We start from the raw sequence: 15,975 nt of genomic DNA on the forward strand, positions 1-15,975 counted from the left end.
CATTCTGTGGGCACCACGTCGAAACCCATTGATAAATGAAGGCTTGTGCTCAGCTATACTCCCCCCCATTTGAATGGCTCTTCGAGGAAACACTGTGAAGAATTGGACCTTGCGCCAGCGGATTTTGGCGAGCTTTGCGGTCATTGTCGCGATCATGCTGCTGATGGTTGTGGTGTCCTACTCGCGGTTGCTGAAGATCGAAGTCAGCCAGGAATCGGTCCGGGACGATGCGGTACCGGGGGTTTACCTCAGTTCGATGATCCGCAGCGCATGGGTCGACAGCTATCTGCTGACCATCGATATCATCGGCCTGCGCGCAGATAAAACCCTCACCAGTGCCGATAAGACGGACTTCAAGTCTTTCGAAGCGCGTATTGAACAGCAGATCGCCAATTACGAAAAAACCGTCAACAGCCAGGCTGATCGCATGGAGTTCGATAACTTCAAGGCGGCGCATATCAACTACAACAAGGCCCTCGCCGAGGTGCTGGCGCGCATTGAAGCCAATGATTTGCCGGGTGCGAGCGTCCTGGTCGAAGAGCAATTGACGCCGATCTGGATCGAAGGGCGCATGAAGCTCAATGACATCATCACCGAAAACAAGAGCATGTCTGACCGCGCCACTTCGGCCATCGACGAGTCGGTGCTGTCGGCCAAGCTCAGCATGGCGGTTTCGCTGATTATCGCCATCTTCGCCGCCGGCCTGTGCGGTCTGCTGTTGATGCGCGCAATCATGGCGCCGATGCAGCGTATCGTCGAGATCCTCGACGTCATGCGTACCGGTGACCTGAGCAAGCGCTTGAACCTGGAGCGCAAGGACGAATTCGGCGCGGTCGAAACCGGCTTCAACGACATGATGACCGAACTGACCGCCCTGGTGTCCCAGGCTCAGCGTTCGTCGGTGCAGGTGACTACCTCGGTCACCGAGATTGCCGCCACCTCCAAGCAACAACAGGCCACGGCCACGGAAACCGCGGCGACCACCACCGAGATCGGCGCTACTTCGCGGGAGATCGCCGCCACTTCCAAGGACCTGGTCCGCACCATGACCGAAGTTTCCACCGCCGCCGACCAGGCCTCGGTCGCCGCCGGTTCCGGCCAGCAAGGCCTGGCGCGCATGGAAGAAACCATGCACTCGGTGATGGGTGCGGCTGAGCTGGTCAACGCCAAGCTGGCGATCCTTAACGAGAAGGCCGGCAACATCAACCAGGTGGTGGTGACCATCGTCAAGGTTGCCGACCAGACCAACCTGTTGTCCCTCAACGCCGCCATCGAGGCCGAGAAGGCCGGTGAGTACGGCCGCGGTTTTGCCGTGGTGGCCACTGAAGTGCGCCGCCTGGCCGACCAGACCGCCGTGGCCACCTACGACATCGAGCAGATGGTGCGCGAGATCCAGTCGGCGGTGTCCGCCGGGGTGATGGGCATGGACAAGTTCTCCGAAGAAGTGCGCCGGGGCATGTTCGAAGTGCAGCAAGTGGGCGAGCAACTGTCGCAGATCATCCACCAGGTCCAGGCCCTGGCGCCGCGGGTGTTGATGGTCAACGAAGGCATGCAGGCCCAGGCCACCGGGGCCGAGCAGATCAACCACGCGCTGGTGCAATTGGGCGATGCCAGCAGCCAGACCGTGGAGTCCCTGCGCCAGGCCAGCTTTGCCATTGATGAACTGAGCCAGGTTGCGGTCGGTCTGCGCAGCGGCGTGTCGCGTTTCAAAGTCTGATGAGCGACCTCGCGGCTAAACACGGCGTCGTCCCGGCAGCAAAAAAGGCGTTGTTCCTGGTGTTCCACATCGGCCACGAACGGTATGCCCTCAAGGCCACCGAAGTGGCCGAAGTGCTGCCGCGCCTGCCGCTCAAACCCATCGCCCATGCACCGCTGTGGGTGGCGGGTATCTTTGCCCATCGCGGCGCGATGGTGCCGGTCATCGACCTCAGTGCCTTGACCTTCGGCGAGCCGGCCCAGGCGCGGACCAGCACGCGGCTGGTGCTGGTCAACTATAAACCTGAGCCCTGGCTCGAGGCGCGTTGGCTGGGACTGATTCTGGAGCAGGCCACCGAAACCCTGCGTTGCGACCCGGCGGAGTTCAAGCCCTACGGCCTGGACAATCCCCAGGCGCCCTACCTGGGACCGGTGCGCGAAGATGCCTTGGGCTTGATGCAATGGATCGGCGTCGCAGATATGCTCACCGATGACGTGCGCGCCTTGCTGTTTTCTGCCGAGCCGAGCCTATGAGCAACGACCCGCGCTTCTTTGCCTTCTTGAAGGAACGCATTGGCCTGGACGTGGCCTCGGTGGGCGAAGCCATCATCGAACGCGCCGTGCGCCAGCGCAGCCAGGCCGTCGCGGCCCACACGGCGGATGAGTACTGGCAGCACCTGCAGCACTCCCAGGACGAACAGCAAGCGCTGATCGAAGCGGTGATCGTGCCCGAGACCTGGTTTTTCCGTTACCCCGAATCCTTCGCGACCCTGGCCCGTCTGGCCAAGGCGCGCCTGGCCGAGATCAACCAGTTGCGCGCGCTGCGCATCCTCAGCCTGCCCTGTTCCACCGGCGAAGAACCCTATTCGATCGCCATGGCCTTGCTCGATGCCGGCCTGGCGCCGCACCAGTTCAAGGTGCAGGGCATGGACGTCAGCCCGCTGTCGGTGGAGCGTGCCCAGCGCGGCGTGTATGGCCGCAACTCGTTTCGCGGCGGCGACCTTGAATTTCGCGACCGCCACTTCACCGAGCAGGCCGATGGTTATCGCATCGAAGACCGTGTGCGCGAACAGGTGCGCCTGCAAGTCGGCAACCTGCTGGACCCGGGGTTGCTCGCCAATGAACCGAGCTACGACTTTGTGTTTTGCCGCAACCTGCTGATCTATTTCGACCAACCCACGCAAAAACAAGTGTTCGACGTGCTCAAGAACCTGACCCACGTGGACGGCGTGCTGTTTATCGGCCCGGCCGAAGGCAGCCTGTTGGGGCGTCATGGCATGCGTTCGATCGGCGTGCCGCAGTCGTTTGCATTCAGCCGGCACACCGAGCCGGTCAAGCCTGAGCCGGTATTCGTGCCGATACCCGCGCCCGCGCCTCGGCGCAGCATCGCAGCGATCCCGCCCAAGCCACGACCGTTCAGCACGCTCAACGCCCAGGTGGTGCCGATCAAGGCGCCGGCGTCGGAGGCCGGCGACCTGCTCAGCCAGATCGCGACCCTGGCCAACGAAGGCAAAAGCGCCGAGGCCCGTGCCGCCTGCGAGCGTTATTTAAGTCAACACCCGCCGGCCGCCCAGGTGTTTTACTGGTTGGGGCTGCTCAGCGATGTGGCCGGCAACGCCCTGGACGCCCAGGGGTTTTATCGAAAAGCCTTGTACCTGGAACCGCAGCACCCGCAGGCCCTGATGCAACTGGCCGCGTTGCTCGAAGCCCAGGGCGACATTGCGGCGGCGCGTCGGTTGCAGGCGCGGGCCGCGCGTAGCGAGCTGACAGTGAGCAAAAACCATGAGTAGCCCCAACGCGCTCGACACTGCGGGCCTGGCCCTGACGATGGACGACACCCAGGCCATCGACGATTGCTGGAACCGGATCGGCATTCACGGCGACAAGTCCTGCCCGTTGCTGGCGGACCATATCCATTGTCGCAACTGCTCGGTGTACTCCGCCGCCGCTACCCGCTTGCTGGATCGCTATGCGTTGCAGCAGGACGATCATCGCCCGGTCGCCGATACCCAGGCGAACGAAGACATCGTCACCCGTTCCCTGCTGATATTCCGCCTCGGCGAAGAATGGCTGGGGATCGCCACCCGATGCCTGGTGGAAGTGGCAACCCTGCACCCGATCCATTCCCTGCCGCACCAACGTTCCCGTGCATTGCTTGGCGTGGCGAACGTGCGCGGCGCGCTGGTGGCGTGCCTGTCGCTGGTCGAGCTGTTGGGCCTAGACGCCATCAGCCACGGCACGCCGGGCGGGCGCATCATGCCGCGCATGTTGATCATCGCCGCGCAGGATGGCCCGGTGGTGGTGCCGGTGGATGAAGTCGACGGTATCCATGCCATCGACGAGCGTACTTTGACGGCGGCGTCAGCCTCCGGCACCCAGGCCAGCGGCCGCTTCACTCAGGGCGTGTTGCAGTGGAAGGGCCGTAGCCTGCGTTGGCTGGACGAGGCTCAGTTGCTGTCTGCCGTGACCCGGAGCCTCACATGACCCCCGACCAGATGCGCGATGCCTCGCTGCTGGAATTGTTCAGCCTGGAAGCCGATGCCCAGACCCAGATACTGAGCGCGGGCCTGCTGGCCCTGGAGCGCAACCCGACCCAGGCCGACCAGCTCGAAGCCTGCATGCGCGCCGCGCACTCGCTCAAAGGCGCGGCGCGGATTGTCGGGGTGGACGCCGGGGTCAGCGTGTCCCATGTCATGGAAGATTGCCTGGTCAGCGCCCAGGAAAGTCGCCTGTATCTGCAGCCGGAACACATCGACGCGCTGTTGCAAGGCACCGACCTGCTGATGCGTATCGCCACGCCGGGCAATACCGTGGGGCCGGCGGATGTCGAGGCGTATGTGGCCTTGATGGAGCGCCTGCTCGACCCGTCGCAGCCCACCGCCAAGGTGGCGCCGCCGCCAACTGCGCCTGCTCCAGCGCCCACTCCGCTGATTGAAGCACTGCCCGCCGAACCCGAGCCTGCGCCGTCCCTCGGCAGCGAACCGCTGCGTCAGAACAAGCGCATGACCGAAGGCGGCGAGCGCGTACTGCGTGTGACCGCCGAGCGTTTGAACAGCCTGCTGGACCTGTCGAGCAAATCCCTGGTCGAAACCCAGCGACTCAAGCCATACCTGGCCAGCCTGCAACGCCTCAAGCGTGTGCAGGGTAACGGTGTGCGTGCGCTGGACCACCTCGATGGTCACCTCAAGACCCTCGACTTGAGCCTGGAAGCCCAGGAGTCCCTGGCCGATGCCCGCCGCTTGCTGAGCGAAGCCCAAGCCCTGCTGGCAGAAAAAACCGCTGAGCTCGATGAGTTCGGCTGGCAGGCCGGGCAACGCGCCCAGGTGCTTTACGACACCGCGCTGGCCTGCCGCATGCGCCCGTTTGCCGATGTGCTCGCCGGCCAGGTCCGCATGGTGCGCGACCTCGGCCGCAGCCTGGGCAAGCAGGTGCGCCTGGAGATCGAGGGCGAAAAGACCCAGGTCGACCGTGATGTGCTGGAGAAGCTCGAAGCGCCGCTCACCCACTTATTGCGCAATGCCGTCGACCACGGCATCGAAACGCCGGAACAACGCCTGCTGGCGGGCAAGCCGGCCGAAGGCTTGATCCGCTTGCGGGCCTCCCACCAGGCCGGTTTGCTGGTGCTGGAGCTGAGCGACGACGGGAATGGCGTCGACCTCGAACGCCTGCGTGGCACGATCGTTGATCGGCATCTGTCGACGGTGGAAACCGCCTTGAACCTCAGCGAGGAGGAGTTGCTGACGTTCCTGTTCCTGCCGGGCTTCAGCCTGCGCGACAAGGTCACCGAAGTCTCCGGGCGCGGCGTCGGCTTGGATGCGGTGCAGCATATGGTCCGCCAACTGCGCGGCGCGGTGGTGCTGGAGCAAGCGGCGGGGCAGGGCAGTCGTTTCCATCTGGAAGTGCCGTTGACCCTGTCGGTGGTGCGCAGCCTGGTGGTGGAAGTCGGCGAAGAAGCCTATGCCTTCCCGCTGGCGCATATCGAGCGCATGTGCGACCTGGCGCCCGACGACATTGTGCAGCTCGAAGGCCGCCAGCATTTCTGGCACGAAGGCCGGCATGTCGGCCTGGTCGCCGCCAGCCAACTGTTGCAGCGCCCGCCGGGGCAAGGTAATGACGAGACGTTGAAGGTGGTGGTGATCCGCGAGCGCGATGCGGTGTATGGCATTGCCGTGGAGCGTTTTATCGGCGAACGCACGTTGGTGGTGCTGCCGCTGGATGATCGGTTGGGCAAGGTCCAGGATATTTCCGCCGGGGCGTTGCTGGACGATGGCTCGGTGGTGTTGATCGTCGACGTCGAAGATATGCTGCGCTCGGTGGACAAGCTGCTCAATACCGGCCGCCTGGAGCGTATCGCCCGGCGCAGCCAGCAGGCCGCCGAAGCCCCGCGCAAACGCGTGCTGGTGGTGGACGATTCGCTCACCGTGCGTGAGTTGCAACGTAAATTGCTGCTTAACCGCGGTTATGAAGTGGCCGTCGCCGTCGATGGCATGGACGGCTGGAACGCCTTGCGTTCCGAGGACTTCGACCTGCTCATCACTGACATTGATATGCCTCGTATGGACGGGATCGAATTGGTCACACTCTTGCGCCGGGATGCTCGCCTGCAATCGTTGCCGGTGATGGTGGTGTCCTACAAGGACCGCGAAGAAGACCGACGCCGTGGACTCGACGCCGGCGCCGATTACTATCTGGCCAAAGCCAGTTTCCACGATGACGCCCTCCTTGATGCCGTGGTTGAACTGATCGGAGGCGCGCGGGCATGAGGATTGCAATCGTCAATGACATGCCCATGGCCGTGGAGGCGTTACGCCGCGCCGTGAGCTTCGAGCCCGCGCACCAAGTGGTGTGGGTAGCCAGTAATGGCCTGGAAGCGGTGCAACGTTGCGCCGAATTGACCCCGGACCTGATCCTGATGGACCTGATTATGCCGGTGATGGACGGCGTGGAAGCCACCCGGCGGATCATGGCCGAGAGCCCGTGCGCGATTGTGATCGTCACCGTCGACCGCCAGGCCAATGTCAGCCGGGTGTTCGAAGCCATGGGCCATGGCGCCCTGGATGTGGTGGATACGCCGGCCCTGGGCGTCGGTAATCCCAAGGATGCCGCCGCGCCGTTGTTGCGCAAGATCCTCAATATTGGCTGGCTGATCGGCCAGCGTGGCAGCCGTGTGCGCGCCGAAACCGCGCCGCCGCGCAGCACCGGCAAACGCCAGAGCCTGGTGGCGATCGGTTCTTCGGCTGGCGGCCCGGCGGCCCTGGAAGTCCTGCTCAAGGGCCTGCCCCGGGACTTTCCCGCCGCCATCGTGCTGGTGCAGCATGTGGACCAGGTGTTCGCCGCCGGCATGGCCGAGTGGCTGAGCAGCGCCTCCGGCCTGCCGGTGCGCCTGGCCCGCGAGGGGGAGCCGCCACAAAGCGGGGTCGTGCTGCTGGCCGGCACCAATCACCACATTCGTCTGTTGAAAAATGGCACGCTAGCCTATACAGCCGAGCCGGTGAACGAGATTTACCGGCCGTCCATCGATGTGTTTTTCGAAAGTGTGGCCAGCCACTGGAATGGTGATGCCGTCGGCGTGCTGCTGACCGGCATGGGTCGCGACGGAGCCCAGGGGCTCAAATTAATGCGGGACCAAGGATATCTGACCATCGCCCAGGACCAGCAGAGTTCGGCGGTGTATGGCATGCCCAAAGCGGCGGCGGCGATTGACGCTGCTGTTGAAATTCGCCCACTGGACAGAATTGCGCCCCGACTGCTGGAGGTATTTGCAAAATGATCAATATCCCCGGCGGTGCTGGTTTGCGGGCAGTAATTCAGGTGATTGCAGATGAATGATTTACAGATCGACGGCATCAAGACCGATGAAAATGCCGCCATGGTGTTGCTGGTCGACGACCAGGCCATGATCGGCGAAGCCGTGCGTCGTGGCCTGGCCCATGAAGAAAACATCGACTTCCACTTTTGCGCCGACCCGCACCAGGCCATCGCCCAGGCGATCCGCATCAAACCCACGGTGATTCTGCAGGACCTGGTGATGCCCGGCCTGGATGGTCTGACGCTGGTGCGCGAATACCGCAACCACCCGGCCACGCAGAACATCCCGATCATCGTGCTCTCCACCAAGGAAGACCCTCTGATCAAAAGCGCGGCGTTCTCGGCCGGCGCCAATGATTATCTGGTCAAGCTGCCGGACAACATCGAACTGGTGGCGCGTATCCGCTATCACTCGCGCTCCTACATGACCCTGTTGCAGCGTGACGCGGCCTATCGCGCGCTGCGCGTCAGCCAGCAGCAACTGTTGGACACCAACCTGGTACTGCAACGGCTGATGAACTCCGACGGCCTCACCGGGCTGTCCAACCGCCGGCATTTCGACGAATACCTGGAACTGGAATGGCGCCGCGCCATGCGGGACCAGACCCAATTGTCGCTGCTGATGATCGACGTGGACTTCTTCAAGACCTACAACGACAGCTTCGGCCACGTTGAAGGCGACGAAGCCCTGCGCAAGGTTGCCGCCAGCATCCGCGAAGCCAGCAGCCGGCCTTCGGACCTGCCGGCGCGCTACGGCGGCGAAGAGTTCGCCCTGGTGCTGCCGAACACTTCGCCGGGTGGCGCACGGCTGGTCGCCGAAAAACTGCGCATGGCCGTCGCCGCCCTGAAAATCCCGCACATCGCCCCGGCCGAGGGTGCGAGCCTGACCATCAGCATCGGCCTGTCGACCATGACGCCGGTGCAAGGCACCGATTGCCGCCAGTTGATCATGGCGGCGGACAAGGGGCTGTATACGGCCAAGAACAACGGGCGCAATCAAGTCGGTATCGAGTGATCCGAGGCCAGTGCAGGTCCACATGTGCGAGGGGCGGCGCGATGACTCGACTTGCCCCCCGATGGCGGTGTGACAGTCACCGGGTGTAGGGCTGACACACCGCCATCGGGGGCAAGCCCCCTCTCACAGTGGATTTTCATGGTTCTTGGGCCTGCCTTTTCGCCAAGCGGGCTGCCGTTTGCGCCTGTTTGTCGTTATACTCGTCGGCTTTCAAAAGTTCGCCAACGAGTGCTGCCCGCCATGGAAATCAACCCGATCCTTAACACCATCAAGGACCTGTCCGAGCGCTCCGAAACTATTCGGGGGTATCTTTGACTACGATCAAAAGCATGAGCGTCTGACCGAAGTCAATCGCGAGCTTGAAGATCCGAGTGTCTGGAACAAACCCGAATACGCCCAGGAACTGGGCCGCGAGCGCGCAGCGCTGGCGCAGATCGTCGACACCCTCGACGAACTGAACACCGGTCTGGCCGATTGCCGCGACCTGCTGGACATGGCTGTCGAAGAAAACGACGAAGGCGCGGTAGGCGATGTCGTCGCCGAGCTGGCCCGTCTCGAGGAAAACCTCGCCAAGCTTGAATTCCGCCGCATGTTCAGCCACGAAATGGACCCGAACAACGCCTACCTGGACATCCAGGCCGGTTCCGGCGGCACCGAAGCCCAGGACTGGGCCAACATCCTGCTGCGCATGTACCTGCGCTGGGCCGACAAACGCGGTTTCGACGCGACCATCATGGAGCTGTCGGCCGGTGAAGTCGCCGGCATCAAAGGCGCCACCGTTCACATCAAGGGTGAATACGCCTTCGGCTGGCTGCGTACCGAGATCGGTGTGCATCGCCTAGTGCGCAAGAGCCCGTTCGACTCCGGCAATCGTCGCCACACCTCGTTCTGCGCGGTGTTCGTCTCGCCCGAGATCGACGACAAGGTGGAAATCGAGATCAACCCGGCCGACCTGCGGATCGACACCTATCGCTCCTCCGGTGCCGGTGGCCAACACGTAAACACCACCGACTCGGCTGTACGTATCACCCACGTGCCGACCAACACCGTGGTCAGTTGCCAGAACGAACGTTCCCAGCACGCGAACAAGGACACCGCCATGAAAATGCTGCGGGCCAAGTTGTACGAGCAGGAAATGCAGAAGCGCAACGCCGCTTCCCAGGCGTTGGAAGACACCAAGTCGGATATCGGCTGGGGTCACCAGATCCGTTCCTATGTTCTGGACGCGTCGCGGATCAAGGATCTGCGCACTAACATCGAACGCAGCGACTGCGACAAGGTGCTCGACGGCGACATCGACGAATACCTGGAAGCCAGCCTGAAATCGGGGCTGTAAACCGCCAGCCCGACCTCAAGTCCCCCGTCAGTGGCGGGGGCAACGAACCTGTGATGGAAAATTTAAAGACATGAGCGACCAACAACTCGACCCGCAAGCCCTGCAACAGGAAGAAAACTCCCTGATCGCCCTGCGCAAGGAAAAGCTTGCTGCCGAGCGCGCCAAGGGCAATGCCTTCCCCAACGACTTCCGCCGCGATGCCTACTGCGAAGACTTGCAGAAACAGTACGCGGACAAGACCAAGGAAGAGCTGGCAGAGGCTGCGATCCCGGTCAAGGTGGCAGGTCGCATCATGCTCAACCGTGGCTCGTTCATGGTGATCCAGGACATGTCCGGGCGCATCCAGGTCTACGTCAACCGCAAGACCCTGCCGGAAGAAACCCTGGCCGCCGTGAAAACCTGGGACCTGGGCGACATCATCGCCGCCGAAGGCACCCTGGCCCGTTCCGGCAAGGGCGACCTGTACGTTGAAATGACCAGCGTGCGCCTGCTGACCAAATCCCTGCGCCCGCTGCCGGACAAGCACCACGGCCTGTCCGACACCGAGCAGCGTTATCGCCAGCGCTACGTTGACCTGATCGTCAACGAAGACGTGCGCCACACCTTCCGCGTGCGTTCGCAAGTGATTGCCCACACCCGCGCCTTCCTGATGAAGCGTGACTTCCTGGAAGTGGAAACGCCGATGCTGCAGACCATCCCCGGTGGTGCCGCAGCCAAGCCGTTCGAAACCCACCACAATGCGCTGGACATGGGCATGTACCTGCGGATCGCGCCGGAGCTGTACCTCAAGCGCCTCGTGGTCGGCGGCTTCGAAAAAGTCTTCGAGATCAACCGCAACTTCCGCAACGAAGGCGTCTCGACCCGGCACAACCCTGAGTTCACCATGTTGGAGTTCTACCAGGCCTACGCCGACTACGAAGACAACATGGACCTGACCGAAGAACTGTTCCGCGAACTGGCGCAGCTTGTTCTGGGGACTACCGACGTGCCGTATGGCGACAAGGTATTCCACTTCGGCGAGCCGTTCGTGCGGCTGTCGGTGTTCGACTCGATCCTCAAGTACAACCCTGAGCTGACCGCCGACGACCTGACCGACATCGACAAGGCCCGCGCCATCGCCAAGAACGCCGGCGCCAAGGTGCTGGGCTTCGAAGGCCTGGGCAAGCTGCAGGTGATGATTTTCGAAGAGCTGGTGGAGCACAAGCTGGAACAGCCGCACTTCATTACCCAGTACCCGTTCGAAGTGTCGCCGCTGGCCCGTCGCAACGATGACAACCCGAACGTCACCGACCGTTTCGAACTGTTCATCGGCGGCCGCGAAATCGCCAACGCCTACTCCGAGCTCAACGACGCGGAAGACCAGGCCGAGCGCTTCATGGCCCAGGTGGCCGACAAGGACGCCGGCGACGACGAAGCCATGCACTACGACGCCGACTTCGTGCGCGCCCTGGAGTACGGCATGCCGCCGACCGCGGGCGAAGGCATCGGCATCGACCGCCTGGTGATGTTGCTGACCAACTCGCCGTCGATCCGCGACGTGATCTTGTTCCCGCATATGCGGCCACAAGCGTAACCGTAGCGAAATCCGAAGCCGCCTTTTATAAGGCGGCTTTTTTATGTGGCGTAAATAAGCGTCAAGCAAACAGCGCCAGGTTTTGATCTTTTCAAGGATGTGTGTCGTGAACCGCGTAATCGCTCAGGAAGGAGCCGCTGGCATTGCCGCTGCCGTGGCTGAAAGTGTCCAGTACCAGGGCCGTAAGGCCAGTCGTCGGGGCAGCGAGCAACGCAGGCAAGATATTCTCGATGCCGCCATGCGGATCGTGGTGCGTGATGGCGTGCGAGCCGTGCGTCACCGTGCCGTGGCGGCGGAAGCTGGGGTGCCCCTGTCGGCGACCACCTATTACTTCAAGGACATCGATGACCTGCTCACCGATACCTTCGCCCAATACGTCGAGCGCAGCGCCGCATTCATGGGCAAGCTGTGGGTGCGTAACGAAGGTTTGTTGCGCGAGATGGTCGCGTATGGCGATGGCAGCCCGGAGTCGCGTTCGCAACTGGCCGATGACATTGCGCGGTTGACCGCCGATTACGTGCAGCGCCAATTGAGCAATCGTCGCGAGTACTTGATGGCCGAGCAGGCCTTTCGCCAGGAAGCCTTGCTCAACCCGCGCCTGGCCGAGCTGGTGCGTTCTCACCAGCAGATCCTGTTGCAAGGCACCGGGCAGTTTTTCCAGGTATTGGGCTCGCGCGAGCCGCAACAGGATGCCAAAGTGTTGACGGCGATTATCGGTCGGATGGAATATCAGGGCCTGCTGGACGGCGCGGAACCGCTGAGCGCTGACGACATGCTTGAGATCCTCAAGCGTTACATGCATTTGGTGTTGGCCTCGGTCTGACACCGGGAGTGTCCAATGAAAGCCTGGCGTGTCGCGGTCGTCGCCTTGTCGTTCCTCTTCCTCAGCGGTTGCCTGGTGACCTTCAAGGAACCGCTGCCGGCCAGCGAGGCGGCGCCCGCTGCGCTGGTGGGCCAATGGACGAGCAAGAATGCCTGGGGCGAGCCGCTCAACCTGCAGATCAGCCGCGCCGGCAAACACCGCTACAAAGCCGTGAGCTACCCTCAGGCCAAGCCCGGCCAGCGTGATGAGTACGTGTTCAGCGTCTCGCGCCATGGCAATCGCTGGTATCTGTCGGCGCCGTTGCCGGGCAAACTCGGTGGGCATTACGTTCTGGCGGGGTTCGAACTCGACGAAACGCACGAATTGGTGGTCTATAACCTCGACCTCGAGCAAATTCACCAGGCCATCGGGCAGCGGTCGTTGCACGGCAGCACCGTGGACACCGTGGAAGGCCCCGGTGTACTGGTCGACAGCCCGATGGACCAGGTGTTTGCCTACCTGGATGACCCGGCCAATGCCGATGTGTTCGTTGAAGCCGCGCGCTACCGGCGTGCGGATAAATAACGTTTAAAGAGGAAGTACCGGGTGGACGATTACCAGCAGACGATACGCAGTTTGTCCGATCGCATTGTGCTGGCGCAAACACCGATCCGCGTCCTCGACGCAGTGAAATGGGACGACAACATTCGCCAAGGCTTCCTCAAGGCCAAGGGCAAGGCAATGCCCGCGGTAGACCGCGATTACTACCTGAACCGGCCGCTGTCGTTCGATTCGAGCGCGGTGAAGCTGGAGTTCCAGAACATCGAGCGCGACATCACCCGCCGCCTCGGCCAGTTCAGCCCGGTGGGGCAGATCATGCGCCGCATGTGCCGGGAGTACCGCATGGTGGTGCGTATGCTCGAAGCGCGTGGCACCGAGGATTTCGGCCTGATTTCCCAGGAACTCTACGGCGCCGCCTCCGATGCCTTCCATGCCGGCGACCCGACCCTGGCCGACCTCGGCCTGATGCTCTCCGACTACCTGAACAATATCGACGTGCGTGGCGACCTGAAGGACGAGGCCAAGACCCTCACCGCCAAGGACGCGGTCAGCCTGCTGCAAACCCGTCTGAACAAGGTGTTTGGCGAGGCCGAGGAAACCATCCGCGTGTTCGAGTCCGACGGCATTGTCGCCGACGCAGCGGCGGGGGCCGACTACATCAAGATCCGCGCCGATGCGATGTTCAACGAGCGCGACGTGCGCGCCCTCGAAGTGCATGAAGGCCTGGTGCATGTGGGCACCACCCTCAACGGCCTGAACCAGCCGATCTGCACCTTCTTGTCCAAGGGCCCGCCATCGTCGACCGTGACCCAGGAAGGCCTGGCGATCCTGATGGAAATCATCACCTTCGCCTCCTACCCGAGTCGCTTGCGCAAGCTGACCAACCGCACCCGTGCCATCCACATGGTGGAAGAGGGCGCCGATTTCCTGCAGGTGTTCGAGTTTTTCCGCGAGCAAGGTTTTGAAATGGCCGAGAGCTACGGCAACGCCAGCCGGGTGTTTCGCGGCTCGGTGCCGAACGGTCTGCCGTTTACCAAGGATTTGTCCTACCTCAAGGGCTTTATCATGGTCTACAACTACATCCAGCTGGCCGTGCGCAAAGGCAAGCTGGAACAAGTGCCGTTGCTGTTCTGCGGCAAGACCACCCTGGAAGACATGCGTACCCTGCGCCAACTGATCGACGAAGGCCTGGTGGTGCCGCCCAAATACCTGCCGGAGCAGTTCCGCGACATGAACGCCCTGGCGGCGTGGATGTGTTTCTCCAACTTCCTCAACCATTTGAGCCTGGATCGGATCGAGGCGGATTACTCCAACATCCTGTAAAGGCTGAACTGACCCAACCGGTTCAACAAGGTGGGAGGGGGCTTGCTCCCACAATTGGACCTGCACACGCCTGAACATTTCGACCATCAGCGAGGCTTCAACGGATGAGAATCCTCGGCATTCTTTGCCTGTTACTCACACTGAACGGCTGCAGCTCCCTGCTGTTCTACCCGGAGCCCGGCTTGCCGTTCACGCCGCAAAAGGCGCACCTGGCGTATCGCGACGTCACGCTCACCACCGCCGATGGCGTCAAGCTGCATGCCTGGTGGCTGCCGGCCAAGCCGGGAGTGCCGCTCAAGGGCACGGTGCTGCACCTGCACGGCAACGGCGGCAACCTGGCCTGGCACCTGGGCGGCAGTTGGTGGTTGCCGGAGCAGGGCTATCAAGTGCTGTTGCTGGACTATCGCGGCTATGGGCTGTCGCAAGGCAAGCCGTCGCTGCCGGCGATCTATCAGGACGTCGACGCGGCTTTCAGCTGGATCGACAAGGCGCCCGAAACCCAGGGCCAGCCGTTGATCGTCCTCGGCCAAAGCCTGGGCGGCGCGCTGGCCGTGCATTACCTGGCGGCCCACCCCGAGCGGCAGGCCCACCTCAAGGCCCTGGTGCTGGACGGCGTGCCCGCCAGTTATCGTGATGTAGGACAATTCGCCCTGAGCACCTCCTGGTTAACATGGCCGTTTCAGGTGCCCTTGTCTTGGCTGGTGCCCGACGCCGACAGTGCGATCAATGGCATGCCCCAGTTGAGCGGAGTCCCGAAACTGCTGTTCCACAGCCTCGATGACCCGATCGTGCCGCTGGCCAATGGCATCCGCTTGTATCAGGCCGCGCCTGCACCCAGGGTGTTGCAACTGACCCGCGGCGGACATGTGCAGACCTTTGCCGACAAGACCTGGCAAACTGTGATGCTGCGTTATCTGGACGACCCGCAACACTTCAATGGCCTGCGTCGCCTGGGCGAGATTCCGAATTACCCTATTCCTAAAGTTGACTCATCAGAGAGCCCGCAATGAGCGAAGAACGCAACATGATCCCGCTGATCCTCACCGGTATCGGCACCATCATCGGCACCGTCGGCTGCCTGTGGTTTTATGGCTATCTGCATTTCGCCAAACCGGAAGACGCGTTGCTGCTCAGCGACTTCACCATGCTCAAGACCGTGCCCGGCGAGGACTACAAGATCTCCCTGACCCCGGCGGCGCAAGTGGCGCAATGCGTCGATGGCGTGCTGGTGATGTTCGATACCGAGCAAAAAGGCCTCAGCGGTGTGCTGGTGAACAACAAAAAGCAGGCCGTGCGTTGCGTCGGTCAGGAAACCCCACAGTTGCAGCAATAAACCGTTGCGCGCAGTACCGCCCGGCCTGAAATTTCTGGAACCGTTTTGCGTAAGACGCCACTGATTGGCTTGTCAGCGTTGCTGATAACAATCCTTACGAAAAAATCCGGGAGAGCGGTATGGCTATCAGTGCACTCGATAGAGCAATGGGCATGGTCAATGGGCAGAACAGCCTTGATCAGGGGGGCTTGCAAGAGGTTGGGCAGCAGCCGGGTAAGATGGGGGCCGAGCTGATCAAGAAGCTTCTGGAGAAACTGGAAGGCAGCAACGGTGCTCAGGGCGGTGGCGGTGCTCAAGGCGGTGGCGGTGCTCAGGGCAGTGGCGGTGCTCAGGGCAGTGGTGGTGCTCAGGGCGGTGGCGATTCCTCGGGCTCTGGCGGTTCCGGCGATCAACTGGATATGGAGAAATTGAAGAAGATGATGGCCGGGCGCCAAGGCATGGAAGCGATGATGCCGGACAGCGACAACGGTCGTAAGATCGGCGCCTGACAGGCAAAAAAAACCCACCGTTCAGGTGGGTTTTTTTCCAG

15 protein-coding genes are annotated in these 15,975 nt (G+C 62.3%); all 15 read left to right on the plus strand.

The window, feature by feature from the left end:
- Positions 1–94 precede the first annotated feature (94 nt).
- The 15 genes from RGV59_RS12040 to RGV59_RS12110 all read left to right on the plus strand — a co-directional run bounded on the left by RGV59_RS12040 (position 95) and on the right by RGV59_RS12110 (position 15,934).
- Positions 95–1,717 (plus strand): methyl-accepting chemotaxis protein, encoded by a 1,623-nt coding sequence (locus RGV59_RS12040; protein ID WP_017844689.1) that lies wholly within the window; start codon positions 95–97, stop codon positions 1,715–1,717.
- Positions 1,717–2,229: a chemotaxis protein CheW gene (locus tag RGV59_RS12045; protein ID WP_104903819.1), complete on the plus strand. Its 513-nt coding sequence runs from the start codon at positions 1,717–1,719 to the stop codon at positions 2,227–2,229. The genes RGV59_RS12040 and RGV59_RS12045 overlap by 1 nt, the downstream gene beginning before the upstream one ends.
- Positions 2,226–3,485: a CheR family methyltransferase gene (locus RGV59_RS12050; protein ID WP_102617365.1), complete on the plus strand. Its 1,260-nt coding sequence runs from the start codon at positions 2,226–2,228 to the stop codon at positions 3,483–3,485. The genes RGV59_RS12045 and RGV59_RS12050 overlap by 4 nt, the downstream gene beginning before the upstream one ends.
- Entirely contained in the window at positions 3,478–4,179 is a 702-nt protein-coding gene (locus RGV59_RS12055; protein WP_017844692.1) for a chemotaxis protein CheW, read from the plus strand. The genes RGV59_RS12050 and RGV59_RS12055 overlap by 8 nt, the downstream gene beginning before the upstream one ends.
- Positions 4,176–6,458 (plus strand): hybrid sensor histidine kinase/response regulator, encoded by a 2,283-nt coding sequence (locus RGV59_RS12060; RefSeq protein WP_102617366.1) that lies wholly within the window; start codon positions 4,176–4,178, stop codon positions 6,456–6,458. Before RGV59_RS12055 ends, RGV59_RS12060 begins: the two co-directional genes overlap by 4 nt.
- The gene (locus RGV59_RS12065) at positions 6,455–7,465 is read left to right on the plus strand and encodes a chemotaxis response regulator protein-glutamate methylesterase (RefSeq protein ID WP_026139760.1); all 1,011 of its coding nucleotides are present in this window, start codon (positions 6,455–6,457) and stop codon (positions 7,463–7,465) included. Before RGV59_RS12060 ends, RGV59_RS12065 begins: the two co-directional genes overlap by 4 nt.
- 51 nt (positions 7,466–7,516) lie before the next feature.
- Positions 7,517–8,518: a response regulator gene (locus tag RGV59_RS12070; protein WP_017844695.1), complete on the plus strand. Its 1,002-nt coding sequence runs from the start codon at positions 7,517–7,519 to the stop codon at positions 8,516–8,518.
- A gap of 240 nt (positions 8,519–8,758) precedes the next feature.
- Positions 8,759–9,854 (plus strand): peptide chain release factor 2 gene (gene prfB / locus RGV59_RS12075; protein ID WP_098100956.1). Its coding sequence is split into 2 segments (ribosomal slippage): positions 8,759–8,830 and positions 8,832–9,854, totalling 1,095 coding nucleotides; the frame shifts between segments, so codons are not numbered across the junction.
- Positions 9,855–9,924: 70 nt separating this feature from the next.
- Positions 9,925–11,427 (plus strand): lysine--tRNA ligase, encoded by a 1,503-nt coding sequence (gene lysS, locus RGV59_RS12080; protein ID WP_126585653.1) that lies wholly within the window; start codon positions 9,925–9,927, stop codon positions 11,425–11,427.
- A gap of 106 nt (positions 11,428–11,533) precedes the next feature.
- The gene (locus RGV59_RS12085; protein ID WP_017844698.1) at positions 11,534–12,250 is read left to right on the plus strand and encodes a TetR/AcrR family transcriptional regulator; all 717 of its coding nucleotides are present in this window, start codon (positions 11,534–11,536) and stop codon (positions 12,248–12,250) included.
- Between the two features lie 15 nt (positions 12,251–12,265).
- Positions 12,266–12,814 carry a hypothetical protein gene (locus tag RGV59_RS12090; protein ID WP_017844699.1) on the plus strand — a complete coding sequence of 183 codons (549 nt, stop codon included), beginning with the start codon at positions 12,266–12,268 and terminating at the stop codon, positions 12,812–12,814.
- A 21-nt stretch (positions 12,815–12,835) separates the two neighbouring features.
- A complete protein-coding gene (locus RGV59_RS12095) occupies positions 12,836–14,113 on the plus strand; it encodes a flavohemoglobin expression-modulating QEGLA motif protein (RefSeq protein ID WP_017844700.1) in 1,278 nt (425 codons plus the stop codon).
- A 104-nt stretch (positions 14,114–14,217) separates the two neighbouring features.
- The gene (locus RGV59_RS12100) at positions 14,218–15,123 is read left to right on the plus strand and encodes an alpha/beta hydrolase (protein ID WP_126585654.1); all 906 of its coding nucleotides are present in this window, start codon (positions 14,218–14,220) and stop codon (positions 15,121–15,123) included.
- Complete coding sequence (locus RGV59_RS12105) at positions 15,120–15,446, plus strand: hypothetical protein (protein WP_017844702.1); 327 nt, start codon at positions 15,120–15,122, stop codon at positions 15,444–15,446. Before RGV59_RS12100 ends, RGV59_RS12105 begins: the two co-directional genes overlap by 4 nt.
- Before the next feature lie 119 nt (positions 15,447–15,565).
- Entirely contained in the window at positions 15,566–15,934 is a 369-nt protein-coding gene (locus RGV59_RS12110) for a hypothetical protein (RefSeq protein ID WP_126585655.1), read from the plus strand.
- Positions 15,935–15,975 lie beyond the last annotated feature (41 nt).

This window comes from Pseudomonas sp. FG1 (assembly GCF_034313875.1).
Lineage (GTDB): Bacteria > Pseudomonadota > Gammaproteobacteria > Pseudomonadales > Pseudomonadaceae > Aquipseudomonas > Aquipseudomonas veronii.

Excerpts from the sequence above, each read along its gene's own strand:
- RGV59_RS12045 (WP_104903819.1), top strand. The coding sequence starts at position 1,717 with ATGAGCGACCTCGCGGCTAAACACGGCGTCGTCCCGGCAGCAAAAAAG.
- RGV59_RS12050 (WP_102617365.1), top strand. The coding sequence starts at position 2,226 with ATGAGCAACGACCCGCGCTTCTTTGCCTTCTTGAAGGAACGCATTGGC.
- RGV59_RS12055 (WP_017844692.1), top strand. The coding sequence starts at position 3,478 with ATGAGTAGCCCCAACGCGCTCGACACTGCGGGCCTGGCCCTGACGATG.
- RGV59_RS12060 (WP_102617366.1), top strand. The coding sequence starts at position 4,176 with ATGACCCCCGACCAGATGCGCGATGCCTCGCTGCTGGAATTGTTCAGC.
- RGV59_RS12065 (WP_026139760.1), top strand. The coding sequence starts at position 6,455 with ATGAGGATTGCAATCGTCAATGACATGCCCATGGCCGTGGAGGCGTTA.
- RGV59_RS12070 (WP_017844695.1), top strand. The coding sequence starts at position 7,517 with ATGAATGATTTACAGATCGACGGCATCAAGACCGATGAAAATGCCGCC.
- lysS (WP_126585653.1), top strand. The coding sequence starts at position 9,925 with ATGAGCGACCAACAACTCGACCCGCAAGCCCTGCAACAGGAAGAAAAC.
- RGV59_RS12090 (WP_017844699.1), top strand. The coding sequence starts at position 12,266 with ATGAAAGCCTGGCGTGTCGCGGTCGTCGCCTTGTCGTTCCTCTTCCTC.
- RGV59_RS12100 (WP_126585654.1), top strand. The coding sequence starts at position 14,218 with ATGAGAATCCTCGGCATTCTTTGCCTGTTACTCACACTGAACGGCTGC.
- RGV59_RS12105 (WP_017844702.1), top strand. The coding sequence starts at position 15,120 with ATGAGCGAAGAACGCAACATGATCCCGCTGATCCTCACCGGTATCGGC.
- RGV59_RS12110 (WP_126585655.1), top strand. The coding sequence starts at position 15,566 with ATGGCTATCAGTGCACTCGATAGAGCAATGGGCATGGTCAATGGGCAG.